This is a genomic window from Rhodococcus wratislaviensis (assembly GCF_900455735.1).
GTDB lineage: Bacteria > Actinomycetota > Actinomycetes > Mycobacteriales > Mycobacteriaceae > Rhodococcus_F > Rhodococcus_F wratislaviensis.
In genome coordinates, this window is sequence record NZ_UAUI01000001.1 from 495,362 (window position 1) to 521,973 (window position 26,612).

28 protein-coding genes are annotated in these 26,612 nt (G+C 65.4%); 13 read left to right on the forward strand and 15 right to left on the reverse strand.

What is annotated here, in order from left to right:
* The first annotated feature begins 59 nt into the window (after positions 1–59).
* Both DTA22_RS02295 and DTA22_RS02300 read left to right on the forward strand, forming a co-directional pair.
* Positions 60–1,643 (forward strand): FAD-dependent monooxygenase, encoded by a 1,584-nt coding sequence (locus DTA22_RS02295; protein WP_112298376.1) that lies wholly within the window; start codon positions 60–62, stop codon positions 1,641–1,643.
* Between the two features lie 38 nt (positions 1,644–1,681).
* Positions 1,682–2,464 (forward strand): TetR/AcrR family transcriptional regulator, encoded by a 783-nt coding sequence (locus DTA22_RS02300; RefSeq protein ID WP_174233730.1) that lies wholly within the window; start codon positions 1,682–1,684, stop codon positions 2,462–2,464.
* 37 nt (positions 2,465–2,501) lie between these two features.
* Here the strand turns inward: DTA22_RS02300 and DTA22_RS02305 are convergent, their stop codons facing one another.
* Entirely contained in the window at positions 2,502–2,930 is a 429-nt protein-coding gene (locus DTA22_RS02305) for a nitroreductase/quinone reductase family protein (protein WP_112298378.1), read from the reverse strand.
* Positions 2,931–3,098: 168 nt separating this feature from the next.
* Positions 3,099–3,287, reverse strand: coding sequence for a ChaB family protein (locus DTA22_RS02310; protein WP_009473096.1), 189 nt, complete (start codon positions 3,285–3,287; stop codon positions 3,099–3,101).
* A 226-nt stretch (positions 3,288–3,513) separates the two neighbouring features.
* Between DTA22_RS02310 and DTA22_RS02315 the strand changes: the two genes are divergently transcribed.
* Entirely contained in the window at positions 3,514–3,768 is a 255-nt protein-coding gene (locus DTA22_RS02315; RefSeq protein ID WP_235214329.1) for a hypothetical protein, read from the forward strand.
* A complete protein-coding gene (locus DTA22_RS02320; RefSeq protein WP_037231813.1) occupies positions 3,765–3,971 on the forward strand; it encodes a hypothetical protein in 207 nt (68 codons plus the stop codon). The genes DTA22_RS02315 and DTA22_RS02320 overlap by 4 nt, the downstream gene beginning before the upstream one ends.
* 58 nt (positions 3,972–4,029) lie before the next feature.
* On the opposite strand, the gene DTA22_RS02325 is transcribed toward DTA22_RS02320, so the two are convergent.
* Positions 4,030–5,280, reverse strand: coding sequence for a helix-turn-helix transcriptional regulator (locus DTA22_RS02325; RefSeq protein WP_112298849.1), 1,251 nt, complete (start codon positions 5,278–5,280; stop codon positions 4,030–4,032).
* A gap of 191 nt (positions 5,281–5,471) precedes the next feature.
* Here DTA22_RS02325 and hxlB point away from each other — a divergent pair, with 191 nt between their 5' ends.
* Together hxlB and hxlA are read left to right on the forward strand one after the other, a co-directional pair.
* The gene (hxlB, locus tag DTA22_RS02330) at positions 5,472–6,053 is read left to right on the forward strand and encodes a 6-phospho-3-hexuloisomerase (RefSeq protein WP_112298380.1); all 582 of its coding nucleotides are present in this window, start codon (positions 5,472–5,474) and stop codon (positions 6,051–6,053) included.
* Between the two features lie 36 nt (positions 6,054–6,089).
* Entirely contained in the window at positions 6,090–6,719 is a 630-nt protein-coding gene (gene hxlA, locus DTA22_RS02335; RefSeq protein ID WP_037231807.1) for a 3-hexulose-6-phosphate synthase, read from the forward strand.
* A gap of 188 nt (positions 6,720–6,907) precedes the next feature.
* On the opposite strand, the gene DTA22_RS02340 is transcribed toward hxlA, so the two are convergent.
* The 5 genes from DTA22_RS02340 to zwf form a co-directional block, all read right to left on the reverse strand.
* Positions 6,908–7,213, reverse strand: a complete 306-nt coding sequence (locus DTA22_RS02340; RefSeq protein WP_112298381.1) for an EthD family reductase — start codon at positions 7,211–7,213, stop codon at positions 6,908–6,910.
* 87 nt (positions 7,214–7,300) lie between these two features.
* A complete protein-coding gene (locus tag DTA22_RS02345; protein ID WP_112298382.1) occupies positions 7,301–8,623 on the reverse strand; it encodes a cytochrome P450 in 1,323 nt (440 codons plus the stop codon).
* A gap of 81 nt (positions 8,624–8,704) precedes the next feature.
* Entirely contained in the window at positions 8,705–9,676 is a 972-nt protein-coding gene (locus tag DTA22_RS02350) for a PDR/VanB family oxidoreductase (protein WP_112298383.1), read from the reverse strand.
* 538 nt (positions 9,677–10,214) lie between these two features.
* The gene (locus tag DTA22_RS02355; protein WP_112298384.1) at positions 10,215–11,213 is read right to left on the reverse strand and encodes an AraC family transcriptional regulator; all 999 of its coding nucleotides are present in this window, start codon (positions 11,211–11,213) and stop codon (positions 10,215–10,217) included.
* Positions 11,214–11,445: 232 nt separating this feature from the next.
* Complete coding sequence (gene zwf / locus DTA22_RS02360) at positions 11,446–12,987, reverse strand: glucose-6-phosphate dehydrogenase (protein ID WP_245973236.1); 1,542 nt, start codon at positions 12,985–12,987, stop codon at positions 11,446–11,448.
* Positions 12,988–13,187: 200 nt separating this feature from the next.
* On the opposite strand from zwf, the gene gnd reads away from it, so the two are divergent.
* On the forward strand, positions 13,188–14,087 hold the full coding sequence (gene gnd / locus DTA22_RS02365) for a phosphogluconate dehydrogenase (NAD(+)-dependent, decarboxylating) (RefSeq protein WP_112298851.1): 900 nt from the start codon (positions 13,188–13,190) through the stop codon (positions 14,085–14,087).
* Positions 14,088–14,121: 34 nt separating this feature from the next.
* Here gnd and DTA22_RS02370 read toward each other — a convergent pair whose 3' ends face one another.
* A complete protein-coding gene (locus DTA22_RS02370) occupies positions 14,122–14,898 on the reverse strand; it encodes an AraC family transcriptional regulator (RefSeq protein ID WP_174233731.1) in 777 nt (258 codons plus the stop codon).
* Positions 14,899–14,988: 90 nt separating this feature from the next.
* On the opposite strand from DTA22_RS02370, the gene DTA22_RS02375 reads away from it, so the two are divergent.
* Both DTA22_RS02375 and DTA22_RS02380 read left to right on the forward strand, forming a co-directional pair.
* Entirely contained in the window at positions 14,989–15,786 is a 798-nt protein-coding gene (locus DTA22_RS02375) for a sulfite exporter TauE/SafE family protein (RefSeq protein ID WP_112298386.1), read from the forward strand.
* Positions 15,787–15,868: 82 nt separating this feature from the next.
* Entirely contained in the window at positions 15,869–16,252 is a 384-nt protein-coding gene (locus DTA22_RS02380; protein ID WP_322789929.1) for a nitroreductase family protein, read from the forward strand.
* Positions 16,253–16,351: 99 nt separating this feature from the next.
* On the opposite strand, the gene DTA22_RS02385 is transcribed toward DTA22_RS02380, so the two are convergent.
* Genes DTA22_RS02385 through DTA22_RS02410 form a run of 6 tightly spaced genes read right to left on the reverse strand, consistent with a single transcriptional unit; the run spans position 16,352 to position 21,828 of the window.
* Complete coding sequence (locus tag DTA22_RS02385; protein ID WP_037231784.1) at positions 16,352–16,672, reverse strand: DUF202 domain-containing protein; 321 nt, start codon at positions 16,670–16,672, stop codon at positions 16,352–16,354.
* Positions 16,673–17,026: a YidH family protein gene (locus DTA22_RS02390; protein WP_037231781.1), complete on the reverse strand. Its 354-nt coding sequence runs from the start codon at positions 17,024–17,026 to the stop codon at positions 16,673–16,675.
* The gene (locus tag DTA22_RS02395; protein ID WP_245973235.1) at positions 17,026–18,027 is read right to left on the reverse strand and encodes a LysR family transcriptional regulator; all 1,002 of its coding nucleotides are present in this window, start codon (positions 18,025–18,027) and stop codon (positions 17,026–17,028) included. The genes DTA22_RS02390 and DTA22_RS02395 overlap by 1 nt, the downstream gene beginning before the upstream one ends.
* Positions 18,028–18,064: 37 nt before the next feature.
* The gene (locus tag DTA22_RS02400; protein WP_112298387.1) at positions 18,065–19,258 is read right to left on the reverse strand and encodes an acyl-CoA dehydrogenase family protein; all 1,194 of its coding nucleotides are present in this window, start codon (positions 19,256–19,258) and stop codon (positions 18,065–18,067) included.
* A 24-nt stretch (positions 19,259–19,282) separates the two neighbouring features.
* Complete coding sequence (locus tag DTA22_RS02405) at positions 19,283–20,476, reverse strand: CaiB/BaiF CoA transferase family protein (protein WP_245973234.1); 1,194 nt, start codon at positions 20,474–20,476, stop codon at positions 19,283–19,285.
* 5 nt (positions 20,477–20,481) lie between these two features.
* Positions 20,482–21,828, reverse strand: a complete 1,347-nt coding sequence (locus tag DTA22_RS02410; RefSeq protein ID WP_112298389.1) for an MFS transporter — start codon at positions 21,826–21,828, stop codon at positions 20,482–20,484.
* A 246-nt stretch (positions 21,829–22,074) separates the two neighbouring features.
* Between DTA22_RS02410 and DTA22_RS02415 the strand changes: the two genes are divergently transcribed.
* The 4 genes from DTA22_RS02415 to DTA22_RS02430 all read left to right on the forward strand — a co-directional run bounded on the left by DTA22_RS02415 (position 22,075) and on the right by DTA22_RS02430 (position 26,560).
* Complete coding sequence (locus DTA22_RS02415) at positions 22,075–23,100, forward strand: LysR family transcriptional regulator (protein ID WP_245973233.1); 1,026 nt, start codon at positions 22,075–22,077, stop codon at positions 23,098–23,100.
* Between the two features lie 132 nt (positions 23,101–23,232).
* Complete coding sequence (locus tag DTA22_RS02420) at positions 23,233–24,027, forward strand: enoyl-CoA hydratase-related protein (protein WP_112298390.1); 795 nt, start codon at positions 23,233–23,235, stop codon at positions 24,025–24,027.
* Positions 24,028–24,155: 128 nt separating this feature from the next.
* Positions 24,156–25,379 carry an MFS transporter gene (locus tag DTA22_RS02425; protein ID WP_245973232.1) on the forward strand — a complete coding sequence of 408 codons (1,224 nt, stop codon included), beginning with the start codon at positions 24,156–24,158 and terminating at the stop codon, positions 25,377–25,379.
* The gene (locus DTA22_RS02430) at positions 25,376–26,560 is read left to right on the forward strand and encodes a CaiB/BaiF CoA transferase family protein (RefSeq protein WP_112298391.1); all 1,185 of its coding nucleotides are present in this window, start codon (positions 25,376–25,378) and stop codon (positions 26,558–26,560) included. The genes DTA22_RS02425 and DTA22_RS02430 overlap by 4 nt, the downstream gene beginning before the upstream one ends.
* Positions 26,561–26,612: the final 52 nt, after the last annotated feature.

A 26,612-nucleotide genomic window follows, 5' to 3' on the forward strand; every position in this document is an offset into this window, starting at 1 on the left:
TGTTCGACAGCAACGTAGAATACTCGACTTAAACGTCACAAAGACTGAAGGGTTTTGCCATGAATCTCGAGCGAGTCGCAGTTCTCGGAGGTGGACCCGGCGGCCTCTATGCCGCGAGACTGCTCAAACTCAGCCATCCGGACGCCGAGGTGACCGTGTACGAACAGAGCGCCCCGGACAAGACATTCGGATTCGGCGTCGGCCTCGCATCCCGCACACAGCGCAATCTTCGCGAGGCCGATTCGGCATCGCTCGAGGCCATCGTTGCCGCCGCACACCCGCACGACATGTCGATGCAGGTCGGCGGGCACATCGCCCACCTACCGAACGGGGACCTCCTCGCGATCGCGCGCACCTCCCTGCTCGAAGTACTGCAGCAACAAGCCCGACAGGCCGGCGTCCGACTGCACTTCGGCGAACGCCGGGACATCGCCGGCCTCGACGCGGACCTGATCATCGCGGCCGACGGCATCAACAGCGGGACACGCGCACAGTTCGCAGACCGCTTCGATCCACATATCGAGACCGGCTCCGGCCTGTACCTCTGGTGCGGAACCGATTTCGCTCTTCCGAGCGCACTATTCACACCGGTGACCACCGAGCACGGCACGTTCGTGGCGCACGCCTACCCGTACGGACCACACCGCAGCACCTTCCTCATCGAAACCGACGAGGACACGTGGCGACGGGCAGGATTCGATGTTTCCACCGAGCAGACAGCGCCGCTCGACAGCGACGAAACGTCACTGCACTACCTGCAGGAGGCGTTCGCCGACACCCTTCAGCACCACCCGCTGGTCGGTAACCGCACCCGCTGGATGCGCTTCCGAACCATCTCGTGTGGGCACTGGCACAGCGGCAATGTCGTACTACTCGGCGACGCCGCCCACACCGCGCACTACTCCATCGGCTCGGGCACCAAGCTCGCCATGGAGGACGCCATCGCACTCGACCACGCACTCACCGCCTCCCCGAACCTCGAGGAAGCGCTCGCGCACTACGAGCGAACTCGCCGCCCCGCCGTCGAATACCTTCAGCACATCGCGCACCGCAGCGAACTCTGGTGGGAGTCCTTCCCGCAGCGGATGAACCTACCGGTCGAACAGCTTCTGATCGCCTACATGACCCGCGCCGGAAAGGTCAGTCTCAGCCGATTCCACGACACCGCGCCCATGCTTGTGAGGAAAGGCCTGTCGAGCTACGCGGACCTGCCGGCCGACGCGATCCCCGGCACAGACATCACGGACTGGATACTCGGGCAACCACTCGACCACGGTGACCGCCGATTCGAGCACCGGATCGCACCGGCGGACCTGCGGGGCGCCACCACCACTACAGTGCTCGACATCGACTTCGACTCCGCCTGGGGCCCGGAGGCCACCGCACTCATCGAGACCGCGCCAACCGCACGAACTCTCTGGCTCACCGGCCCATCTACCCGCTCATCGCTGCTCAGCAGGCTCGATTTCGCCGAACGTCTCGGTCACGACACAGATGCAGTCGTCGTCGTCGAGGCCCCCACATCCTGCCGCGCAGATGTCGCGGCAGGTTTGGCCAGCGTACGGATGCACCTCGCGTTCTTCACTGATCCGGCGACGCCGGACGCTGATCCGGCGTCGTCCGCGTCGCGGGTCTTGACATGAGTGCGCGACCAGTGGTCGGCGCCCGTTATCCTTCGGACATGACAAGCGAGGAGGCCGCGAAAGAGCGCCGACCCCGAGGCCGGGGCAAATCCCGTTCTACCGATCAGGCTGCGACCGAGAGCGCGGGCATCCGCAGCAACCCTCGCCGTGAGCTCGTGGAAAAGCAGATCATCGAGCAAGCCACTCGGCTGTTTGCCGAAAGAGGATTCGCGAGCACCACGCTGCAGGACATCGCCGACGCAACCGGCCTGACGCGGCCGGCCCTCTATCACTACGTGGCCAACAAGGACGAACTCCTCTCCCGCCTGGTCAGCGAGAGCACAGAGACACCGGCCGCGTTGCTGCATACAATCAACGAGCGCACCGATCTGGGTCCGACGGAAAAGCTCCGCGAGATGGCCACCGCCATCGCATTGCATCAGGCGCAGGCTCCAGATCGATTCCGGTTGATCATCCGATCGGAAGCCGAATTACCCGAAGACATCTCACGCAACTACGAGCAGAGCCGCCGACACGTGCTGAAGGAATTCATCCGCGTCGTCGAAGACGGCATCCGCACCGGCGAGATGCGACCGGTCGATCCGCGCACCGCGGCTTTGGCCGTCATCGGCATGCTCAACTGGATCGCCTGGTGGCATCAGCCGGGAAACGCGGACGACGACCGAGTCATCGCCACTCAACTCGCAGACATGGCAGTACGCTCGTTGGTCCACCAGGACCCGCAGTCGGCACCCCCGGAAGGTCCCGCACGAGCGATCGCCATGATCCGCCAGGACCTGAACTACCTCGAACGGCTGCTCGACGAATCACACCCCGACTGACTGCGCTCGGCAGCAATGGCCCTGATTCTGGCGGATCTCACCCGCGGCGCAGTGCCAGCACAGGGATCGTCCGGATGCCCGCCGTCTTTTCCGCGTATTCGGCAAAGCCGGGATACCGGCTCCCCTGCTCGGCGTAGATCCGATCCCGATCGTCACCGGTCACCTCGACGACACTCACCGGGTACTGCTCGGTGCCGCGTTCGATCTCTGCCTTGCCCGCGGTGACGAGGTTGTAGTACCAGTCGGGGTTGGTCGGGGCACCGGCCTTGGAAGCAAAGACGTAGATCGTGTCCGGATCTTCCTCGTCCAGTAGATACATCATCGGGCTCACCCGGTCCTGCCCGGTCTTACGGCCCCGGTGGTGAACCAGCACCACCGGGGCGCCCTCGAATGGGCCACCCACTCGGCCCTGGTTTGCCCTGAATTCTGCGATGATGTCCGCGTTCCAGTCGTTGGCGGTGCTCATCCTCCGAATTCTCCCAGCCGGGCGCAGGAACGGTCGGCATTTCAGGCCGACGTCGCCGTCTCGTGTCGCACTCGTTCCCCTGCTGACCGCTGTGGCGACCAGTGCGGTACCACCAATCCGACGCCACGCACATGCACGCGCCAGTCGCCACCAGGCCCTCGAGGAAAATCAGTCCTGCTTGGGAACCCAGTGGTCGGTTGCGAGCTCGTAACTCTGTTTGAGCTCCCCGTACGCCGCTCGTTGGGCCTCCTCGCCCTCGCCGTACCGCCGGACGGCCATCTCGTGGGCCGCCGCGAAGGCTGCCTGCACCTCCTTCGACGATCGCCGCAGTGTCTGTGGGAGCTCGGTTCGGTTCACCGCTCCACTCCTTCTCGGTCGTGGCCGTGATGTACCCCTCGATTGTCCGCCCGGTTCCACCGTGGCGGTACCGGGTTGACCGGGTTTTCCGCATCTACCTGCCAACGGTGTAGACCAGGGAAACACCTGGCACCGGGCACCGGTATGGGTAACAATGGCCTCGAGAAACACGCAGCAACGCCAAATTCATTCTCGCCGAAGGGAAGTCCGTACCGGAGGAGACTCGATGCCCGTTTCGCCACACACATCCTTACAGCACGTCCAGGATCGCACCACCGACCTACGCCGATGGTTGGATACCGGCGACAACACCGCCGCCCTGACGGCGTATCTCCGCGACGAACCCGTCGACCACCGGTGGCTCACCACCTACAAACGACTCACGCACGACCTGTTGAGGGCGGTCGACCACGCCTGTCCGCCCAGGGCGCCGCACCAAACGCCGACCTCGGACGTCGGCCGTCATCCGGACCGTCGATGAACGACGACCAACGCCGGGCACTCGAGCACGTACGCGACACCTGCGCCATGCTGCACAGCTTCCTGACCACCTACCCGAGCAACCGACCCCCCGAACGGGTCCGATCCGCCACCTTCGCGCAGCTCACCGACGACCTCCTCGACGCCGTTACCGCAGCACAGAACGCCGGCGTCCCCGAACAACGCATCTTCGACAGCATGTGACAACCATCCGCTGACCCCGCCCATAGCCGAGGCCCATACCGGGTCGAAGTTCGGCGCTCTAGCTGGTGCCGAGGGCGGCATACGCATCGCCGGATGCGATTCCGGCTCGCATTCCGATTGCGCCGGCCTCCCCCCGATTGGCGACGTCGAGCTTCTTGAGCACGGCCGCGACGTGAAACTTGATCGTGCTCTGGCTGATCCCGAGTTCCTCGGCGATGGCGCGATTGCGTTTGCCCACCGCGAGGTGCGCAAGGACTTCGAGCTCGCGGGGGTTCAGGGTGGACAGAAGATGCTCGTCGGGACGCGCGGTGGGCGGGTCCAACGGAATGGTCAGCGTCACCCGACTCCCCCACCCGGCGATGGACTCGATGTCGATCCGGCCGCGCAACGTGCGCAGGCGTCCGGACAGTTGCCGAGTCAGCGCGTTGCGGTCGATGGCGCCCGGCCCCTGGTCGCGGACCTCGATCAGGACATTGTCACCGTCGCAGTCCCACGCGATCCGCAGCCGGGTCAGCACCGGTTGCGCGCCGAAGGCCAGCACGATGGCGCGGACCATCGCGCGTGCCGCATGCGCCACCTCACCAGGAAGCGGACGGCCGTCGGCCGGCGGGTCGACGTAGTCGACGTCGACCTCCCGATGCCGCAACAGAGGTCGCAATTCGCCCTGCAGCCTGGCGAATGCCGTGGTCACCGCTTCCTCGGACAGGGCGCGATCAGCGGCACCCGCCGACCGCAGCGCGATCAGAGCGGCCGACGCCGTTTCGCTCGCGGTGATGCGGGACCGCCGGTCGTCGAGGTCGTTCGACCGCAGGGTTCCCAGGATCGACGACAGGGTCGCCTCGTGCACCTCCGTCAGTTCCGCGATGGTGCGGGCGCGTTCACTCGACGCGGCCCGGGACTCGGCGAGATAGTCGGGGCTGGCCTGCGCCACCTGTTGCTGGATGGAGGTCGCGACGATCCCGAACATTGCCGCGATCTCATCGGGGTCGGGTGCGCCCGTCCGAGATGGCCGCGGGACCAGGACGAGCAGGGTGTCGCCGGTGTCGCGGATCGCCCAGACTCGGCGGCGTCCACCTCCCAGCGAACGGATTCCGGCGAAGACACCACCGGGTTCGATGGATTGTTTGATCTCGTCGAGTTCGTCGATGGTCACCCGGTCGACGATCTCCCGGTTTCCGGCGACCTTTCGGGGGCGTCCGGTGCACTCACGGGTGAAGATCACCAGAGCATCGTGCGACCACCACTGGCCCAGGAACCGGGAGAAGCGGGCCGCGATGTCCGGGAGCGGTCCCGTGATCACCTTACGCATCTCCACCCAGGCGTCAACCTGCAACCGAACAGTGTGCTCCGCGCTTACCACGCATTCACCGTATTGCCAGGCACGGCGCAACGGCACTGGCCAAGCGGCCAGCCCGAACCCGCCGACCGACCGGGTGCCGCACCGCACCGCAGTCGGCAGCCTTGTTCTCACACCCAGAACGGCTATCACCGAGGAGGACCATGACCGTCACCGTCGAGCAGACACGCACACGGTTCAGTGACGGGCGCCGCATCGTGCTCGACGAGAACGAGCGCCTACTCAATTCCGTCGCTTCAGAGCAGTGGGACCGCGCCGGCTCGCTCATCACCACCGCGCGGGCAGTGTTCGTGATCGGCAACGGGCGCAGCGGCCTGGCCGTCCAGATGGCCGCGATGCGACTGATGCACCTCGGCCTGCGCGTCCACGTGGCCGGCGAGGTCACCGCCCCCGCCATCGGCGCCGGGGATGTACTGATTGCCGTGTCGGGGTCGGGCACCACCGCCTCGGTCGTCGGCGCGGCCGATACCGCGAACAAGGTGGGTGCCTCGGTTCTGGCAGTCACGACTTCCGCGGACTCGCCGATCGCCCGGCGCGCCGACGAGGTCCTGGTCCTGCCGGCGGCCGACAAGCAGGACCACAGCGCCGCCATCACCGCCCAGTACGCGGGCAGCCTGTTCGAACAGTCCGTGCTCCTCGCCTTCGACGCACTGTTCCAGGCGCTGTGGCGCAACGAAGACCAGACCGCCGAGCGGCTGTGGGAACGCCACGCCAACATCGGCTGACCACGAATCCCACCAGAAGATAACCAGGAGATACACATGACGAAGCTGCAGGTTGCAGTCGATCTGCTCACCACCGCCGACGCGCTGGCCCTGACCAACAAGGTGGCCCCGTACGTCGACATCATCGAACTCGGCACCCCCCTGATCAAGAGCGCCGGCCTCAGCGCCATCACCGCGATCAAGGCCGCCCACCCGGACAAGGAGGTCTTCGCCGACCTCAAGACCGCCGACGCCGGCTTCCTCGAGGCAGATCTGGCCTTCTCCGCCGGAGCAGACCTGGTCACCGTCCTCGGCGCCGCCGGCGATGCCACCATCAAGGGCGCCGTCGAGGCAGGCAAGAAGCACGGCAAGAAGGTCGTCGCCGACCTCATCGGCGTCGAGAACCGTGTCGAGCGCGCCCGCGAGATCTCCAAGCTCGGTGTCGCGTTCGTCGAGATCCACGCCGGACTCGACGAGCAGGCCCAGCCCGGGTACTCCATCCAGACCCTCCTCGACGACGGCAAGATCGCCGGTGTCCCGTTCTCCGTCGCCGGTGGCGTGAAGGTCGACACCATCGCCGCCGTCCGTGACGCAGGCGCGGAGGTCGCGGTCGCCGGTGGCGCCATCTACAGCGCCGAGGACCCCGCTGCGGCCGCGAAGGCGCTCGAGGAGGCACTGGCCAAGTAGCATGCGATCGCTGGGTGAAGGCCCTGAACACCACCAGTTCAGGGCCTTCACCCATTCGCATGACCCCATTTCGCCCGCATTCTTCTATCGTCGTTCGCTCATGGTCCGGTCCTGGTGCAGATAACGGAAAGGGGTTCTCCGCCGGCAATAAATGGCGGAGAACCCCGTGAGCGGTTGTGGCCGAGCGGTTACATGGAGGTCGGTTCGAAGTGAAGGATCTGTACTCCCCCGGTGGCGAAATGGGGTACATCAGCCTGAGCGGCCACACCCTCAGGGGACGCGAGAGCCGCAAACATTTCCTCTGCGGAATCGAAATCCGCCTCGAAGATCGCGGCGAACGGTGTAGGTCCCTCCGCTGCCGCAATGTCTACCGTGTGGCGGATCGCGCGGACGCCCGGGAGCTTGCGGGCAATCGGCAGGTGGGTGTCCCGGTAGTACGCGCGGAAGGCGTCGTGGTCGTCAGGACGGCCGTAAAGGACCATCAGGGTGTGCATTGCGTTCCTCTTCTCAGAACAGTGGTCAGGGCTGGACGGAATCGCGGGCGAAGTCGTAGTGCGTTCCGAGGGACATATCCTGCTCGGTCACGGTCGATCGTCGGGCGCGGGGTTCTGAGCGGGATCCCACTGGACCAGGAGGCGCTCAGGTCCCCGGAAGGAGGTGTTCGGCGAGTACGTCCACTCCTGACCCTCCACCAGATTCAGATGCGGAACGCGCTTGGTGGTCTCCTCGAGCATCACTCGCATCTCCATCCGGGCCAGAGCCTGCCCCAGGCAGAGGTGGATGCCCCATCCGAACGCCACATGCTCGTCGGCGTTCTCGCGGGTGATGTCGAAGCGGTCGCCGTCGTCGAACACGGCGTCGTCGTGGTTGGCCGATCCGGTGAGCACGAGGATGCGTTCACCGGCGGCGATGTCGAAGCCACCGATCGTCACCGGGCGGGTGGTCACTCGCCGCCAGGCCGGCACCGAGGACGCGTAGCGCAGGATCTCCTCGACGGCGTTCGGGATGAGTGAGGGCTCGTTGCAGAGCAACTCCCACTGATCACGGTTCTCGAGCAACACCTTGAAACCGTTCGCGGTTGCGTTCGTCGTGGTCTCGTGGGATGCGTAGAGGTGACTCTGCATGATCGAGGCAAGGTACGTCTTGTCCCAGACGTCGTCGTTACCGGCCTTCTGCCATGCCTTGATCGCATTGCTCATGTAGTCGTCACCGGGATTCGCAATCAACCGCTCGACGTGTTCGCGGGCGTACTGGAGGTAGGCGGCGAACTCGCCCGCCAACTCCACCTGCTGCTCATCGGTCGGGCGCCCCCAGATCCACAGCGCGAAGCGGGACGCGTAGCCGCGGGCGCGTTCGACCTCGGCCTCCGGTACTCCCATCAGCACGAACGCCGTCAGGGCCGGTACCTGGAACGTCATGTCCGCGACCATGTCTGCATTGCCGGTCTTGACCATCGCGTCGAGGCAGTTGCCGACGAAGCGGCGGGTTATCGGCTCGATCTCGGCAACCCTGTCGTCAGTGACGCCCTTGCGAAGCACACGACGCCGCTTGGTGTGCAGCGGTGCGTCCTCGTCGACGAGCATCGTCGAGGGCACGAAATCGACGGCTGCGAGTTTCTCCATCGCGGCCGGGCAGGGCGGTTTGATCAGCTCACCGGCTGCGGTGGCACTGTACGACTCGGTGTCCCTGAAGATGGCGACGACATCCTCGTATCGGCTCACCACCCAGTACCCGATCTCGGGACTGTAGAAGACCGGTTCCTCGTTGCGGGCGCGGGTGAACACGGCGTACGGGTCCTGCAGGTATTCCTCGTCGAACGGATTGAACTCCGCCGCGAACTGGCTCACCGGGCACTTGCCCGGCGACGCTGCCGAAACATGCGGCGCGGAGGTGGTTTCAGTCATGTCGATTCTCCTATGAGTGGACGGGTGCGGTGGCACGCCGACTGCGACGAACCAGGGAGTGTGTGGGGTCGTGTGTGTCCGTCAGAGATCGAGGACGAGCCGTCCGGAACGGGCACGTGAGCAACAGATCATCATGACGTCGTTTTCTGCCTGCTCGTCCTCGTCGAGGATCTGATCGCGATGGTCGACTTCGCCCTCGAGGACCGCTGTCTCGCAGGAACCGCAGACGCCTTCGGCGCAACTGTTCGATGCCTTGATGCCACACGCGAGGACGGCGTCGAGGATGGTCTGGTCGGGCGCGACGGTCAGCGTCTTGCCCGACCTCGTGAGTTCGACTTCGAAGGCCATCTCGGCGTCGGGGTCGAGCTCCACGGCGGTTCCGGAGAAGTGTTCGACGTGCAGCTGTTTCGACATACCGAGCTCGGCGCAGCGGGCAGTGACCGCGTCGAGGAGGCGTTGCGGTCCGCAGCTGTAGATGTGCACCCCAGGACCGAGGTGCGCTCCGAGGAGATCGTCGACATTCATGCGGGCGCCTTCACTGGACACGCACAACTGAACATTGTCCTGATCGCCGAGTTGATCGGCGAATGCCATATTCCTGCGGGACCGGCCGGCGTAGATCAGCCGATGTGGGCGTTGCCGTGACGTGGCGGCCCCCATCATCGGAAGTATCGGCGTGATCCCGATACCGCCGGCGATGAACAGGTACTCTTCGGCGGACTCGAGTGGAAAATTGTTCCGCGGATGCGATGTGGTGAGCGTTGCGCCCTTCTTGATCTCGTCGTGGATGTATTGCGATCCACCCCGGCTGTTCGGATCGCGCAGAATCGCGACCTCGTAACGAGATCGATCACCGGGATCGCTGTGCAGCGAATACTGCCTGACCATTTCGCCGGCTAGGTGAATGTCGATGTGCGCGCCTGCTTCCCATTCGGGAAGGTCCTCTCCAGCGCTATCGATCAAACTCAGCGTGAGCACGTCGTCACATTCGCGGCGGACCTCATCCACGATCAGATGCAGAACTGGTGTCGTATCGGATGCGACGGTGGACATACGAGCCTCCATGGCTTGGGAAGCGGGAAAGTCTGCTAACAGAGCGACTTTCAGTTCAGGGACCGAGGCTGTCACTGCCGATGGCAGTTGTGTTCGGCCTCACTGACGACGTTACGAAGTTGCCTGCGCCATATCTATCCCCACAGCGGCGCGGACTGTCCACTCAGCGACAGCGATATGCGCACCGGAGCAGACATTGCCGGTGGCATGCTCGACCCATGCGATAACCACCCCAGCAGAGCGCCGCGGGCCGACACCCCGATGTCCGCTGCTCCTCGGAGGCGTCGTGCGGACCGCTCCGCTGACTACTGCACGCAATGCCGTGCCATTGCGGTGAGGCGTGGAGGTGATCGGTCGGTCAGCGCCGTTCGGCGGGTGCTGGTCGGGCTGGTTTCCCACTACCCTTACCGACGAATCTACGCACCCGACCAGTCCTATCTATCCCGAAAGCGGACGACACCATCCATCCAGCGCCCATTCTCGACGCGGACCACATCATCATTGTGGTGGCGCCGGACGAGAAGCCGCGTGCGGCTCGTCAGCCGTACCGCAAGGTCCGCGAAGGACTGACCCCGTACATTTGCCGGTAATCCCGTGAGAATCGCCCATAGTGATAGAACCCCCACCGTGCCGCGACGCCGGCGACCGTCTCGGCGTCATGGCGCCCACAGACCAGATCCTCGTGCGCCCTTTTCATTCGGACGCCGCGGAGATACTCCATCGGAGTCGCATCCATGAACTCGCGGAATCCGCGCTGGAGTGCGCGCACGCTCAACCCGACCTCCCGGGCAATATCCGCCGGTGTCAGCGGCAACGCCGCGTGTGCATCGATGAACTCGACGGCATGCCGAATCGTGGCCGGTGCGGTCAACGCCGCAGGAGTCGCCAGATCATCCGCATACTGATGCTCGGTCAAAGACAGCAGCCCCACGACGATCGAGTATGCCAACGGCTCGGCCAGCATCGGGTTCACCATCATCGACCCGATGATCTGGCTCTGGTATGTGTTCAGAACAAGTGTGCGCCAAGCACTTCCATCGACACCAGTCAGATCGAGTCCACCGTGGATCCGGACCGGCCCGCAGACCTGCCGACCCAGCAGATCCTGCAGCGCAGTGTGTACGGCCACACGATCCAGCTTCATCGCAAACATGTTCAGCCGACTGTTCGGCGGAGTCAGGATCCGAGCATCGGAACCGGTCTGATAGACCACCGCACTGTTCTCTTCGACAACGGTGTGCTCACCATTCGACTCCGACAGGAGTCGACCCGACAACGGGATGTTCACGTGATAGCCCTCGATCGAGGGGCAGAAGAGGTCGCTGTTGCTGTTGTAGCGGATTTGGCCCGCAACCAACGGACCGGTCGCTACCGCTTTCAGATCCGCTTCGAACCGGGACACCGGCGCAACCCGCGTGAGTTCGTGAGGATGGAACACCTGGCCCACGCCTGCGGTCGCCTCCTCGACGTCTCCGCTGTGCAAGAGGATCGGCACGGATGGCCGGCCACTGCCCCGAGAGCTGTACGACGCGGTCATTTCTTCCGATCGCCTTTCCGTGGTCAGCAAGGTCGCCCGACGATCACGACCCAGAGGCACTCCTCCCACTCCCACCGTTCGGCATGCGCACACCTGACCGAACAGCGCCCCGGGAGTATGGTCTGTGTCACTATTTTATGTCAATGATCTCCGTGTTCCCTCCTCCGCAGACCGAAGCGCCGAGCAGGAGAGGTGACCGGGCCGGTGGACGGGTCTCACCGGCCCGGACGGGTCAGAGCGACCGCCACTCCCGGCCGGTCCGGCTGAGGATCCGTTCCGCCGACTCGGGGCCGGCAGAGCCGGACGGATAGTTGTCCGGGCGACCGAAGCCTGCCCAGTGCTCGAGGAGAGGATCGATGACACGCCAGGAGCATTCGACCTCCTCACGGCGAGGGAAGAGTGTGGCGTCGCCGCGCAACACGTCACAGATCAGCCGCTCGTAGGCCTCCGGCGCCGGGTCGAACACCGACCGGAAGTCCATCCCCAGGCTGACCGGCTGAATATGCATACCGCCACCGGGGCGTTTGGCACCGATGTGTAATTCGATTCCGTCGTCCGGCTGGACCCGGAACACCAGCACGTTCGAGACCGCCGCCGCCCGGGCAGCCGGTGAACCGTGGGCCGGGGGTATGAGCGTCACCGCGATCTCGGCGGTCCGCCGTGCCAGGCGTTTGCCGGTGCGGATGAAGAACGGCACGCCGGCCCACCGGCGGGTCGCGATGCCGACCGTCAGGGCCGCGAAGGTCTCCGTTGCCGAGTCGGCGGGGAATCCTGCCTCGTCAGCCAAACCCGGTACGGGAACACCGTTCTCCACGCCCGCACCATATTGGCCACGGGCCGATGTCTCGGCGAGCGGTCCGAGGAGCTCGGTGGCGGAGAGGACCTTGATCTTCTCGGCGGCGATGCTGTCGGCGTCGAATGCGACCGGTTCTTCCATCGCGATCAACGCCAACAGTTGCAGCAGGTGATTCTGGATGACATCACGAGCGGCACCCACGCCGTCGTAGTACCCGGCACGGCCCGACACTCCGACACTCTCGGCCATCGTGATCTGCACGTGGTCGATGTGCCGGTTGTTCCACAACGGCTCGAACATCCCGTTCGCGAACCGCAGCGCGAGGATGTTCTGCACCGTCTCCTTCCCCAGATAGTGGTCGATGCGGTAGATCGACGACGGCGGAAACACTCTTTCCAGCGCGACACCGAGGGCCTGCGAACTGGCGAGATCGTGCCCGAACGGCTTCTCCACCACCACCCGGCGCCAACCGTGCGCACTCCGATTCAGCCCGCAGATCGCGAGCTGGTCACACACCGACGCAAAAGAGGACGGCGGAACTGACAGGTAGAACACGTAATTGCCGGGCTTACCGCGACGGACGTCGAGCTCGCCCAGCCGGGCGGCGAGTCCGGCGAACGCCGCGGTGTCGTCGAACGATCCCTGCACGAAGTGGATACGCTCGGTGAGCGCCGCCCACACCGCAGGGTCGAATGGTGTGCGCGCGTGCGCAATCACCGCCTCGCGCAGCCGGGTTTCGACGTCTGTGCTGTCGCGGGCGAATCCGACGAGATCGAAGTCCGGTGGCAGCTGACTACCGTGCGCGAGGTCGTAGATTGCCGGGACCAACTTCTTGCGGGCGAGATCACCGGTGATCCCGAAGATCACCATCGACGCCGGTTCGGCGACGAGCCCGGTGTTGCCGATCGACGCCTCACCGACTCGGCCGCCCGAGCCGGCTGTCAGCGGGTCCCTCTCCTGCACTTCAGACACGGTCACTTCTGTTGCACTCCGTCTTTCGCTCCACCACACGCGCACTCGGACAATGCGTCGGATACCAGTGTCGACGGCGCGGCGATGCAATGCACTCGGCCGAGCGGCCAGTGACAGCTCCCCTTCCGGTCAGGTGAGACGGCCCCGAAACCCCCGTAGACATAGAACTCGGCACGATATTGGAAATCGAAGGTGGAACGGTGACGATGAAGCTGGGATTGGTCGGTCTGGGCCGCATGGGCCTGAACATGCGCGAGCGGCTGCGCGAACGCGGACTCGAGGCGATCGGATACGACCCGCACACCGCTGCCCGCGACGTGGACAGCCTCGAATCGTTGGTCGAGTCGCTTCCGGCGCCGCGGTCGGTGTGGGTGATGGTGCCTGCGGGTGCGCCGACCCGTGAGGTCATCGGGCAGCTCTCCCGCCTGCTCGCACCCGGCGACCTCGTCGTCGACGGTGGCAACTCCCGGTTCACCGACGACACGATCAACGCGGACGTCCTCGCCGGACTGGGCATCCGCTACGTCGACTGCGGCGTCTCCGGTGGGATATGGGGACGACAGAATGGTTACGCGCTGATGGCCGGCGGCGACGCCGCCGACATCGACCGGTTGATGCCGGTCTTCGACGCGCTGCGACCGGACGGTGACCGTGAGGACTCGTTCGTCCACGCCGGCCCGGTCGGCGCCGGCCACTACGCGAAGATGGTGCACAACGGCATCGAGTACGGGCTGATGCAGGCCTACGCCGAGGGGTACGAACTGCTCGCCGCCGAGGACTCGATCGCGGACGTGCCCGCCGTCCTGCGTGCCTGGTCGAAGGGCACAGTCGTGCGGTCCTGGTTGCTCGATCTTCTGGTGCAGGCCTTGTCCGAGGATCCCGGCTTGTCGTCCCTGTCCGGCTTCACAGAGGATTCCGGTGAAGGCCGCTGGACCGTAGAAGAAGCCATCGCACACGCGGTCCCCGCGCCGGTGATCTCCGCCGCACTGTTCGCGCGGTTCGCCTCCCGACAACACGATTCGCCCGCCATGAAAGCCGTATCGGCGCTGCGCAACCAGTTCGGTGGGCACGCCGTCCGACGTGCCGAACCCGCCGGAATCGCCTGAACAGTGGCGAACTCGGACCCACCTGCCCGGCAATTCACCGATTCGTGTCCTCGCGGCGGCCGATCGCGGACGGCGGCATTCCGAACTCACGGCTGAAGGCGAAGGAGAACGCTGCGGGAGATGCGTAACCGAGGGTCGAGGCGACCCGAGTCACTGGCTGCGAGCGCAGCAGCGGGATGGCCGCCAGCAACCGGGCCCGCAGGCGCCAGGCCGCCGGACTGATCCCGACCTCGCGTAGGAATCGCCGGGTGAAGGCACGTTCGCTCATCGCCACTCGGCCTGCCCACTCGGCATTCGTCACGCCGACCTCCGGCTTGCCGAGATAGGCACGACACAACGCGACCAGGTCCGCCGACGCGGGCAGAGTCAGGTGCAGGGGCAGCGACCTGAGAGTTGCCAGCTCGAACAGGAGCAGTGCCGCGATGGCACCCTCGCGACCGTCGCGGTCGTACTCGGCGGGTAGGTCGGCGGCGACGAGCAGCATTTCGCGGAGCAGCGATGACACCTCGACCACCACGCACTCCGTGGGCCACCACGGCACCGCACCCGGTTCGATGTAGAGACTGCTCGTACTCACACCGATCATCCGCACCCGATGCCGTGTGGCCGGCGGAATCATGACGCCCTGCGCGGTAGGAACCGTCCAGGTGCCGCTGCCGGTCTCGACAACCATTGTTCCGGTAGCGCCGTACAGGAACTGCGCACGACGGTGTTCGTGCCAGTCCAGCACGAAGCCGGCCGGATAGTCGGTCGCGATCGGCAGCACGTCCCGATCGACACCGTCGACCTCGCTGAGCGGGACATTCCTCACGACTCCAATCTACCGGCTGACTATCGAACGAAATCGTCCGACATTCGATTGTCGCCACCTCACCGATACGGTGAACTGGTCCGAGTGAATATGTTCGTGCTCGTTCTCATCGGCCTCCTCACCGGGTTGACCACGGTCCTGTTCGGTTTCGGGGGTGGATTCGTGACCGTACCGGTCGTCCTCTGGGCAGAAGCAGGGCTCGGTGACTCTGCCGCTCAGGTCGCGGTCGCAACCTCGGCGGCGGTGATGGTGGTCAATGCTGCGGTCGCCACCTCCGCGACATCCCGGACCATTCTGCGCCACCTGCGTGACTCGCGTTGCCTCCTGGCGCTTCTCGGACTCGGAGGCATCGCGGGCGCGCTACTCGCCCGGCTCGTCCCCGGTGCAATCATCCAGTGGGGGTTCGTCACCTATCTTGTCGGGACGATCATTGATGTCATTCTGCGCCCGGGATTCTTCCGTCCGACGGCGCGCCGCACAATCGACTCTCGGCAAGAGTTCGCCATACCGACCTCGCTCGGGCTACCGATCGGCGCGAGCGCAGCTTTCCTCGGCGTCGGCGGCAGTGTCATGACAGTGCCTCTCCTGCGCCGCGCCGGACTGGGGATGGGTGTCGCTACCGCCCTCGCCAACCCGATGACCCTCGCCATCAGCGCGCCGGCGGCCCTGACCTTTCTCGCCGACAGCGGTCCCGGATCCCCGGCCGGGGCCGCCCTGGTCGGCTCCGTCGACGTGGGCGCGGCCCTGGCACTGCTCCTCGGCGCACTCCCGGTGATCGTCACGCTGAGGCGGCGTCCACCCCGCCTTCCCGACCGTGTCCACGCAGTCAGTTACGTGCTGCTCCTCGTCGCGGTCACCATGACCACTGTGCTTGCAGCGCTTCGGTAACCGCACGGCGGACACACGCGCGGAGCGGATCGGTGTCTGCGTCGTTCCTGGCAGGCAACCGGCGCGCCCTGCTGATGCGAGCATGAGAGCGCCAGCCGATATCCCCACCGTCGAGACGGACGAGGCCGCTGTCCTGGAGCACCTTCTGGCAACCCGGTGGAGTTGCCGCGCCTACCAGGACCGTCCGGTTCCCGAGGAGACGATCGATCGACTACTCACCATCGCGCAACGGTCGGCATCGTGGTGCAATACGCAGCCGTGGCAGGCCATCGTGACCAGCGGGGAAGGCACCGAACGGTTCCGCGAGGCGATGACGAGCGGGGCGCGAAACAACCAGCCCAAGTTCGACTTCGACGCCCCAGCCGAGTACCGCGGCGTGTACCGTGAGCGGCGCCCGGTATCTCGTTCGGCTACGCCGACACCGACCACCCGGCCAGCAACTACCGCACAGAGCGGGCACCCTTGAACGAAGTAGCGACACGGGTCGACGAGTAAACCATTGCGGCAGAGACTCTCTCACGCGTAACACGACATTTCGGATGTATCCGGGAGCCCGAGTCCGGCTTCAGTACACCAGGATCCACAGGCCGCTGAGACTCAGCAGTACGACGCTCACAGCCAGGAGGGCGCCGGCGCCGATTGCCGGCGTTGCGGACTCTGCCGCAAATCGCGTCATTCGGAGGGTGCGTGAGCGGTGCTCGTGAACCGTGACTCCTGCAACGAGAGTGCCCACGATCGCCGGGCCGACCAGCGCTGTGGCGTTGCCGGGCGGAAGCCAACGCAGACAGGCCACTACCAACCCGAGTATCGACACACTGGTACGCACGAAGGACAGCGACGTTCGTTCGGGTTGGAGCCCGGTGTCGGTCGGCTCGGGCGCACCCATTCAGGAGTTCACCACTCCGACGACCAACACGGTTGCGCAGATGACGAGCACCACACCGACAACCGGGGCCATCACCGGCACCGGCAGGGTACGGCCCGCACGCAATGCTCGCTCAGCGCTGATCCAGTGCACGAACGCGGCGATGGCAATCACGCCACCGGCAACAAGGAGCAATGCAGCCATCGCCACACGGATCGCCGGAGCAAGCAGATCGCCACCGAATGCCTCCAATCCGAGACCGGATGCAACGAGCGCCGTGGCTGTTCGCACCCAGGCCAGATACGTGCGTTCGTTCGCGAGCGTGAAGCGCGGATCGGGGTCCTCCCCGGAGCGGAACGGTGTCCAATTCGGCATCAGTCGACAGGCCCTTTCGACGTGTTGTGTCTTCTCGAATCGAGTTCGTCGTCCGCCGTCAAGGCCGCGTCGAGCAGGGTCGCTCCTGCTCCTTGAAGTTCGGCGATCCGCGCGTTGCGCCGCGCCAGGTCCGCGTGACACTGAACCACAAAGCTGCGTGCCGCCGGGTTCAGGGAACCGGGGCGATGCACGATTCCGAACGGGGTACGGATCTCAGGGCTCGTTTCGACCACGACGGCACCGAGTCGGTGCGCGGCAGTCGCCATCCGCAGCGGGAGAAAGGCACTGGCGGCGCCATTGAGGACGAGAGTCATCTGCGCGTGCCGGTTCGGCACCTGAGCTCTGACCACGGGGATCACCGATTCCCGTCGCAGTATCGACGTGACAATGTCATTCTCCCGGCGGGCCGAATTGCTCACCGCCAGCGGAACGTCATGAAGCCGAGCCAACTCGAAGGGCCCGCCCGTCTCCGACGAGGTGCCCGGTGGCCTCACCAGCAACAACCGCTGGACCCCCAGTTCCACCCGTTCGAGATTGTCCGTCGGAATCGGGAACGTGGTGAATCCGAGCTCACAATGCCCGGCCAGCACCTCGTCACACAGCTCTCGGGCGGCGGGAAACTCCGACAGGTCGATTCGGATGTCGGGGTACAGACGTGTGAACGACGCACTCCACGCGGCGACCGCCTCACTGGACATCTCCGGCATCGTTCCGATCGTGATGGACCCGACCTGCAGTTCACGGGCTCCCCGCATGATGTCTTCCGCAGCGACTACGTCACCGAGCACTCTGCGTGCGGGCTCGACCAGCAGTTGACCCGCCGGATTGAGGACGAGATTACGTCCGGTCCGGTGGAACAAGGTCAACTTCAGTTCGCGTTCGAGCTGGCGTATTCCCTGTGACAGGGTCGCCTGTGCGACGTGGAGGTGCTGGGCCGCGCGGTTGACTCCCCCGTGCTCGACGATGGCAAGGAAGTACTCGAGCTGTCGGAGATCCATCATTCCATCATCCCTTCAACGGAACAGTGGGCGGCATCGCTCACACTCGATACGAGTTGGGTAGCGCGCCGTCCGTCGCGACCTGTCGGATCATCGCCTTGGCCAGGTTTCGTTCATGGACCGGGGAGGATCCCTCGTAGATGCGCAGCGCACGAACATCACGCCACATCCGCGGCACAGGGTGCGCCCCGACGATGCCCTCACCGCCCAGTAGCTGAACGCAACGGTCGGCGACCCGGCTCGCCATCTCGGAGCTGTACAGCTTGGCGGCGGCGATGCGGTGGCGTGGGATGTCGCCCGCGTCGAACGCTCGCGCACTCTCCACTGTCAGTGCACGCCCGGCCTCGAGTTCGGCGAAGCCGGCTCCGAGTGTCGCCTGAACCGCGCCGAGATCCGCCAGCGGAGCACCGAACTGTCGGCGGCCGTTGACATGCGACGTCGTCTCTTCCAACATTCGAGTGGCCTGGCCGACACAGGTCGCGGCGACGTGCAAGCGGGCATGGTTGATGCCGCGCAGTGCCATTGTCAGCCCCGAGCCCTCGAGACCCCCGAGAAGATTCGCCGCGGGCACCTCGACACTGTCGAAGTAGATCTCACCGACCGGCGCCTCGGCGTGCCCGTTCATGATCGTGGGCAGGACCGTCCGCACGCCGGGCGAGGAGGCGTCCACGATGAGGGCTGAGACCCCGCCGGCGCCCTCGTCGGATTCGTCGGTCCGTGCGAAGACGACGAACGCGTCCGCCCAGGCGGCGTTCGTGATGTACCGCTTGCTTCCGTCGAGCACGTACACGTCGCCTCGACGCACGGCGGTGGTGCGCAGGTGGGCTGCATCCGAGCCCGCCGCTTCCTCGGTGAGAGCGAATGCCGTGACCAACTCGCCTGCGGCCATGGCCGGAAGCATCCGCCGGCGCTGTTCCTCGGTGCCGTGGTCGAGGATCGCCTGCGAACACAGTCCGATCACGGTCGAGAAGCGTGACCGGTAGACGCACGACGCACGGGTGAATTCGAAGGTGAGCTGGACCTGCTGCTCCATCGACCATTCGAGGCCACCGTACGCACGGGGGATGGAGATGCCGAACAGGCCGAGTGCCGCCATCCGCTCCAGGATTCGGGCGGGAACCTCACCCGCCTCGACCATCTCGTTCTCGGCGGGGATGAGTTCGTTTCGGGTGAAGTCGGCAATTGCCTTCCGGTAGGTGGGAAAGTCGTAGTCCAGGATCTCTGGGTCGATCATGTGCGGAACCTTTCGAAGTAGGTGTCAGTTGAGTGCGGAAATGCCAACGACGCAGCTGTCGAGCAGTCCGGCCACGTCTTCGTCCGTGTAGCCGAGTTCGTGCAGGACGGCCGCCGTGTGCTGCCCGGTGGTCGGCGCGGCGACCGATGCGGTGCGGCGACGGCCATCGAGTGTGAAAGCCAGCCCGGGACTGGTGAACGACGCGCCGTCAGCGCCGGCGACGTCGACGAGGACGCCGGAAGCCACGACATCCTTGTCCTCGGCCAGGTCGTCGAAGGATCGGATTGCGCCGCATACGATCTGGGCGGACAGCAACCGCTCCACGGCCTGATCGCGCGTCATCGTGCCGAACGCCTCGGAGAGAGTCGTCAAGAGTTCGTGCCGGTGCGCGACGCGCGCCGGGTTGTCGGCGAACCGCGGATCGTCGATCATGTCCGCGCGGTCGATGAGATGACAGAGCGCAGACCACTTTTCGTCCGTGTAGGCCGAGAGCACGATCTTTCCGTCCGTCAGGGTGACGACATCCGCAGCCGGTGCGGCGTGCGCCTGACCATTTCCTTTGCGCCGCGGCGCCTGCCCCGTGATCGTGTACTCCCCCCAGTTCGCCGCCTGCATCGCGAGTGCCGCCTCCATCAGCGAGGTCTGAACGTGCGCGCCTCGACCGGTAGACGTTCGTTGGTACAGCGCGGCGAGGATGCCGGTGGCGAGTGCATTGGCCGCGGTGACGTCTGCGGCGGGCAGCCCCAGCCGTTGCGGCTCCCCGTCCGCTTCCCCAGTGACGTGCATCAGCCCGAACTCCGCCTGCGCTGCGATGTCGAGTCCCGGACGGGCGCTCGAGGGCCCGTTGACCCCGAATCCGGTCACGCTCCCGTGCACGAGTCGGGGGTAACGGCGGCTCAACTCGTCCGCTCCGATTCCCAGACGTTCGGCGGAGCCGTTGCGGAAATTCTGAACCAGCACATCGGCTTCGGCCAGCAACCGGTGGAGAATCACCCGGGCTTCTTCTCGGCTCAGATCGAGGGCGATGCTGCGTTTGTCCCTGTTGTAGGCCTGCACCATCGCTTCGCCGAACGTGCCGATGACCCGCGCCTGATCGCCGCGCAAGCTCTCGACTTTCAGGACGTCCGCGCCGAGATCCGCGAGGGTCTGGCAGGCGCTGGGTCCGGCGATGTACTGGCCGAGGTCGAGTACCCGGATGCCGGTCAGAGGTCCACTCATGGCGCTCACCGTGTCTCTCGCGCCGCGTGTTCGGCCGTCAGATCCTCGAGCCTGGCCTTGGCCCGCTCCGGGTTGAGCATCACGCCACCGACGACGCCGAGCACGCACACCGTGATGCCGACGAACATGAAACCGGTCGAGTAGCCCTGTGCCGCGCTGGGCGCATGCTCGACGATCAGTCCGAGGGCGTATGGGGCGACGATGCCCGCGACGCTGTAGGCGGCGATGATGCAGCCGAAGAACGCCACCCGCTGCCGCGCCGGCAGGAAGTCGGACGCACCCGCGAAGGCGACGGAGAACGCGACGCTGTTGACCGCAAACGCGGCAATCACGAACACCAACTGCAACGGTCCCGGCGCGAGCTGAGTGAAGATCACCATCGAGATGCCTCCGACCAGCAGGTACGCGCCGGTGAGGTAGCCGCGTGCGACCCGTGCGCTGTAACCCTTGCGGAGCAGCCGCCCGGACAGCAGGCCCGCCGAGAGCAGGACCGCAACCGCGACGACGTACGGCAATGTCACCAGCGTGCCGACGGTGCTCGCCGAGTATCCGAGCCCTTCGTTCATGTAGGCAGGCAGCCACGCCACCTTGAGCGAGGAGATGAGATAGCCGGCGAACGAGAGGAGGACGAGACCCCAGAAACTCTGCAACGTCAGCAGGCGCCGGAAGGGAACCACGATCTTGCCGTTGGGGTCTTCGATCTTCGCGACGCCCTCGACCGCAGCCTCCGTCCGCTTGAACGGCAACTTCTCCGTGTACCAGAACCACCCGATCACCCACAGCACACCCAGGGCAACGAGGACCGCGAATGCGGCGTGCCAGGACCAGGTCAGGATCACCCATGTCAGGACAGGGGCGGCCACCAGTGGGCCCACCGAGGAGCCGGCGTTGACGAGGGCGCCGGCCGTCGCCCTCCTGTCGGGCGCAAAACGGTCGGCGACGATCGACTGACATAGCGCGTGCGCGGGACCTTCGAAGAAGCCCAACGCAATTCGGCACACGAGGAGCACACCGAACGACGTCGGAGCGGTCAGGGGCAGCATGCTGACAATCCAGGTCACCATCAGCAGTCCGGCACCCCAGGTGTACGAGATCTTGCGGAGTACCGCGGTGAGGGTGACCGCACCGATGGCGAACAGCCAGAAGAAGGCACTGCTGAGCAGCCCATACTGACCTGCGGTGATTCCGAGGTCGTCACGGATCTGGTGGCTCGCCAGTCCGATCGCGGCCTTGTCGGCAAAGTTCAGCGTGAAGAACAGGAACAGCAGGACGACAATGCCCCACGCACGCCGGCTCGCACGACGCGGCGGCCGGTGCCCGGTGTCGCCCGGACTGGTTTCGATCGTCACCATGAATATCCTCCGGAAGTGTGAGCGCTCAGGCAGTGGATGGCCCCGATGGCATATGCAATGGAGACCCTGAAGCGGTACCCACAGCACAGCCGAGTCGCGGCGCAGCATCAACTGGCAATTCGCGGTCGGACCATACGGTTTTGCCTATAGGTTCTGGTCAGGTGCGTCCGGCGGGCCGGGACCGAGGGCACAACGCCGGCAGACTGGGGCACTGCCGCCACGGGCCCTGTGGGTTACGTTTCCAGCATGGACGTGCGGCAGATGGAGTATTTTCTTGCAGTCGTGGACAACGGCGGCATCAACAGAGCGGCCGAGGCCTTGCACGTCGCCCAGCCGTCGTTGTCCCAGTCCGTCCGCAAGCTCGAACAGGAGCTGAAGACCGAGCTGTTTCACCGCGTCGGCCGGGGCCTGGTTTTGGCTCCAGCCGGTGAGGCGCTGGTCGGGCCGGCACGGCAAGTGTTGCGAGAAATGGATGTCGCACGCGCGGCGGTCCGCGAGGTCCGCGAGGTCAAGCGCGGACGGATCGACATAGCCGCGCTCTCGGACATGTCGACGGATCCTCTGTCGGTGTGGGTCGCCCGCTTCAGGGTCAACCATCCCGACGTTCGGCTGCGCGTCGAAGAGCGCGATGACGTTGCGGGAGTCGCGGAACTCGTCAAGACCGGTGCGTGCGAGCTCGGCATGACGATGCTTCCGCTGCCCCGGGACGAGCTCGCGAGTCATCCCCTGGTCAGCCAGCATTTTGCACTGGTGTGCCCACCCGGAACGGAGGACGACCTGCCCGACCCCGCCCCGCTCGAGATGCTGAATGGCATCCCACTCGTCATCGGTGACCGTCATACCGCCAGTCGCGACTACATCGAGGAGATGCTGCGCAGAAGTGGAGTCGAGGCCAACATCGTCGTCGAGGTACCGCAGCGGGGAGCCGTGCTCCCGATGGTGCTGGCGGGAGCTGGAGCGGCGATCATGCCGCATCGGATCGCCGTCGAGGCACAGCAACGGGGAGCCGTCGTGAAGGAACTCGACCCTCCCCTGCGCCGGGACGTCGGAATCGTCCATCGGCGCGGCCGGCTCACCGAAGCAGCCTCGGCCTTCCTGGAGGAGTCCACGGAACTGGTGGATTCGTGGGCGAGGGCCATCGATCGCCGTATGCACGCAGGGCATTCGCGGATCGAGGCCGCCGCCCTCACTGTTGCGGCGATGGAGCGTCGCACCCTGGCCGAGTTTCGCAAGGCGTCGCCACTGCAGAGCCGAAGAGCTTCTTCGTCCTGAACCAACAGATAGGCAATTGCAGTCGATATGGGCAGATCTGCATCTTTGACGCTGCCGATTAGCGAACGTTAGATGTGATGCACGTCATCTCGAGGACGATCCCGCGATGACCGGCACTCCAGGAGGCGTTCGATGTCAGCTCATGTCAATTGTTCGATCAGCGACGGTGTCGCGACCGTGACGCTCACCAATCCTGCACGGCGAAACGCACTTTCATATCAGATGTTCGAGGAACTGGGAGACACATTTCGATCCCTCGAAGGGGCGGCGGAGGTCCGTGTCATCGTGCTCACCGGCGCCGGTTCGGCTTTCTGTGTCGGCGCCGACCTCGCAGCCGACCCACAGAAGCGATCTCTGCGCGGTGACTCGATCGAAAGCGACACCGCCCGGCTTCGGCTGGCAAGCCAGGTGGCGCAGCAGCTGTATCTGATGCCGCAACCGACCATCGCCGCCATCAACGGCGCCTGCGCCGGTGCCGGTCTGTCGCTGGCAGCGGCCGCAGACTTCCGGATCGCAGCGGACAGTGCCGTATTCAACACCGCATTCCTGACTGCCGGCTTGTCCGGCGACCTCGCCGGGATCTGGTTCCTCACCCGCGCCCTCGGCGGTGCGCGAGCGCGAGAGCTGTTCCTGGCACCGGACAAGTTCGGCGCGGACCGGGCCGCGGAACTCGGTCTCGTGAGTGAGATCGTGCCGGCCGACGGGCTCGACAAGGCAGCGCACGCACTCGCCGATCGGCTGACGCGCTGCGCGCCGATTGCCGTGCGGGCGATGAAGCAGAACCTGATCAATGCGCAGACAGCGCCGCTCGCCGACTACCTCGTCACCGAAGTCGATCGCATGGTCCGGTGTTTCCACACCGACGACGCCAAGGAGGCCGCAGCGGCCTTCCTGCAGAAGCGCCGACCCGCCTTCACGGGACAGTGACGCACCTCCCGCATGCCATGAACGGAGTTCACCCCTTGACGCTCAATACTTCTCGTCGACGACGATCAGTTGCTACAACGCCCTCCACGCCGGCTGCTTGGACGATAACGCTTCTGCTACTGGTCTTCATGCTGCTGAATTTCGCCGACAAGGCGGTTCTCGGTTTCGCGGGCGTCCACATCATGAAGGATCTGGGACTCACGCCCCAACAGTTCGGGATGGTGCAGAGCGCATTCTTCTGGCTCTTCGCCGTCGGCGCCATCGTGATCGGTGCACTGACTTCGAAGATCAACGTGCGCTGGCTACTGTCTGCGGTCATGCTCGTCTGGATCGTTACGATGTTGCCGCTGCTCGGTCCTGTCAGCCTCATTGTCCTGCTCGCCTGCCGCATCATGCTCGGATTCGCGGAAGGTCCCGCCTTCGCGCTGGCAACCCATGTCGTGCACTCGTGGTTCCCGCCGGAGAGGCGCGCCCTGCCCGCCGGCGTCGTGGCCGCCGGGGCATCCATCGGACCGCTCATCGCAGCACCCACCCTGACCTGGGTGATCGTCACGTGGTCCTGGCACGCCGCCTTCGGAGTGCTCATCGCGGCGGGCCTCGTGTGGTCGATCGCTTGGCTCCTCCTCGGCAAGGACGCCCCGGAATCGGTCACTACCCGGAATCCGGAGACCACTGCAGCGGCCGACCTTCCGGCGGAGGCGCCGTACCGAGTCCTGCTCACCACCGGAACCATCGTCGGCATCGCACTGCTGACCTTCTTCTCGTACTGGTCCACCACCCTGAAGATTTCCTGGCTGCCGCTGTTCCTGTCCGATGGTCTGGGCTACGACACGATCACCGCCGGACGGTTGATCACGCTTCCGTACGCGGTCGCGGCCGTAGCCTCGATCAGCGCGGGCCTTCTGTCGAACGCGTTGACCGCGCGCGGCGTCTCACGGCGGATCACCAGGGGATATCTGACCGGTGGTCTGGTCGTCGCCGCTGGAGTCTCGATGTTCCTGTTCACCACGATCGGTACCGGGCCGTTGCAGATGGTCCTCATTACGCTTGCATTCTCGTTGAACACCGCCGCGTACGCGGTGGCCTTCGTCGCCGTCGGCGACCTGGTGCACCCCAAGCAGCGTGGCACCATCCTCGGCTGCCTCGTCGCGTTCTACAGCATGGCCGGTGTCATCGCGCCGCTCCTGCTCGGCCACTTCGTCGGCGACGCGGCGGACAAGGCGAGCGGTTACGGTCAGGGGTTCGCGATCACCGGACTGCTCATGGTCTTCGGCGGCCTGGCCGCCACGTTCTTGGTCCGGCCAGATCGAGATGCGGTCAAAATATCTGCACGAGTAGAGGTGTCGAAGTGAACCAGCCACTCGACGGTGTGCGGGTAGTCGACTTCGGGCAGTTCATCGCGGCTCCGGCTGCGACGCAGATCCTGGTCGACCTGGGCGCAGATGTCATCAAGGTCGAGCCGGTGACCGGTGAGGCGGCCCGGACAATCGGACTCTACGGCGAGGCAATTCTGCGGACCTACAATCGCGGAAAGCGCGCCGTCGCCGTCGACCTCGCGACTCCGCGCGGACAGCAGCTCGCACACCGGCTCATCGCCGATGCCGACATCGTCGTGCAGAATTTACGACCGGGCGTGATGGAGCGTTTCGGGCTCGGTGCTGCCGCCGTCCGCGCGGCGCACCCCCAGGTGATCTATGCGACGGTGAGCGGATTCGGGCTACACGGGCCATCGAAGCAACGAGCCGGCCTCGACATCGCCGCCCAGGCCGAGAGCGGAATCATGTGGGTCACCGGTGAAGCCGACGGCGAACCGCAGCGAGTCGGCTTCCCGGTCGTCGACGCTGCCGCAGCCCAAGTGTTTGCGCAGGCGATCCTCGGCGCTTACGTCCGCAGGCTTCGCTTCGGAACCGGGGACGAGGTGGAGGTCTCCCTGCTCGAGGTGGCAGTGCACCTGCAGGGACCCAACTGGGGTGAATACCTGCTGACCGGCAAACCACCGGTGCGCAGTGGTAACGGGCAACCGACCGTGGCCCCAGCAGCCGACATCATGCCCACACTGGACGGCGCGATCGTGCTGTCCGCCTATTCGGCACCGCACTTCGCGAAGCTGTGCGAACTGATCGCACGCCCCGACCTGGCACGGGACGAGCGGTTCGAATCCAACGCGGCGCGGGTCCGGAACCGATCAGCACTACTCATCGAGCTGCGTGCCGCCTTCGCGGATCAGAGCACCGACCAGGCGATGGACCTGCTCACCCCGAACGGGATTGTCGCCGGGCGCATCAGCAGCTACGACGAGGTGCGCAAGAACCCCGACGTGGAGGCCACCGGTCTCTTCATCGAGGTCGACGGTACCGACGGCACACAGCACACCACGCTGGGGGCACCGTGGAACCTGGGTAGCGTCCCCAGTTCGAGCCGTGCGGGTGCGCCGACCCTCGGTCAGCACACGGCGGAAATCCTCGGCCGGCTCGGCTACTCGCCGGAGGATATCGCGGATCTGCAGGCGCAGCGCGTGATTCACCTCCCCTAGCGCTTGCCATCTCGACAACGAGGACCGGCAATATGTCGACTCCTCCCCTACC

Bases quoted from the DNA above. Each gene is read 5' to 3' on its own strand.
- DTA22_RS02380 (WP_322789929.1), top strand. From the start codon at position 15,869: ATGAGAGCGCCAGCCGATATCCCCACCGTCGAGACGGACGAGGCCGCT.
- DTA22_RS02415 (WP_245973233.1), top strand. From the start codon at position 22,075: ATGGACGTGCGGCAGATGGAGTATTTTCTTGCAGTCGTGGACAACGGC.
- DTA22_RS02385 (WP_037231784.1), bottom strand. From the start codon at position 16,672: ATGGGTGCGCCCGAGCCGACCGACACCGGGCTCCAACCCGAACGAACG.
- DTA22_RS02300 (WP_174233730.1), top strand. From the start codon at position 1,682: ATGACAAGCGAGGAGGCCGCGAAAGAGCGCCGACCCCGAGGCCGGGGC.
- DTA22_RS02320 (WP_037231813.1), top strand. From the start codon at position 3,765: ATGAACGACGACCAACGCCGGGCACTCGAGCACGTACGCGACACCTGC.
- DTA22_RS02395 (WP_245973235.1), bottom strand. From the start codon at position 18,027: ATGATGGATCTCCGACAGCTCGAGTACTTCCTTGCCATCGTCGAGCAC.
- DTA22_RS02340 (WP_112298381.1), bottom strand. From the start codon at position 7,213: ATGCACACCCTGATGGTCCTTTACGGCCGTCCTGACGACCACGACGCC.
- hxlB (WP_112298380.1), top strand. From the start codon at position 5,472: ATGACCGTCACCGTCGAGCAGACACGCACACGGTTCAGTGACGGGCGC.
- DTA22_RS02295 (WP_112298376.1), top strand. From the start codon at position 60: ATGAATCTCGAGCGAGTCGCAGTTCTCGGAGGTGGACCCGGCGGCCTC.
- DTA22_RS02305 (WP_112298378.1), bottom strand. From the start codon at position 2,930: ATGAGCACCGCCAACGACTGGAACGCGGACATCATCGCAGAATTCAGG.
- DTA22_RS02325 (WP_112298849.1), bottom strand. From the start codon at position 5,280: ATGCGTAAGGTGATCACGGGACCGCTCCCGGACATCGCGGCCCGCTTC.
- DTA22_RS02390 (WP_037231781.1), bottom strand. From the start codon at position 17,026: ATGCCGAATTGGACACCGTTCCGCTCCGGGGAGGACCCCGATCCGCGC.
- DTA22_RS02420 (WP_112298390.1), top strand. From the start codon at position 23,233: ATGTCAGCTCATGTCAATTGTTCGATCAGCGACGGTGTCGCGACCGTG.
- DTA22_RS02425 (WP_245973232.1), top strand. From the start codon at position 24,156: ATGCTGCTGAATTTCGCCGACAAGGCGGTTCTCGGTTTCGCGGGCGTC.
- gnd (WP_112298851.1), top strand. From the start codon at position 13,188: ATGAAGCTGGGATTGGTCGGTCTGGGCCGCATGGGCCTGAACATGCGC.
- DTA22_RS02400 (WP_112298387.1), bottom strand. From the start codon at position 19,258: ATGATCGACCCAGAGATCCTGGACTACGACTTTCCCACCTACCGGAAG.
- DTA22_RS02410 (WP_112298389.1), bottom strand. From the start codon at position 21,828: ATGGTGACGATCGAAACCAGTCCGGGCGACACCGGGCACCGGCCGCCG.
- DTA22_RS02345 (WP_112298382.1), bottom strand. From the start codon at position 8,623: ATGACTGAAACCACCTCCGCGCCGCATGTTTCGGCAGCGTCGCCGGGC.
- DTA22_RS02355 (WP_112298384.1), bottom strand. From the start codon at position 11,213: ATGACCGCGTCGTACAGCTCTCGGGGCAGTGGCCGGCCATCCGTGCCG.
- DTA22_RS02350 (WP_112298383.1), bottom strand. From the start codon at position 9,676: ATGTCCACCGTCGCATCCGATACGACACCAGTTCTGCATCTGATCGTG.
- hxlA (WP_037231807.1), top strand. From the start codon at position 6,090: ATGACGAAGCTGCAGGTTGCAGTCGATCTGCTCACCACCGCCGACGCG.
- DTA22_RS02375 (WP_112298386.1), top strand. From the start codon at position 14,989: ATGTTCGTGCTCGTTCTCATCGGCCTCCTCACCGGGTTGACCACGGTC.
- DTA22_RS02405 (WP_245973234.1), bottom strand. From the start codon at position 20,476: ATGAGTGGACCTCTGACCGGCATCCGGGTACTCGACCTCGGCCAGTAC.
- DTA22_RS02315 (WP_235214329.1), top strand. From the start codon at position 3,514: ATGCCCGTTTCGCCACACACATCCTTACAGCACGTCCAGGATCGCACC.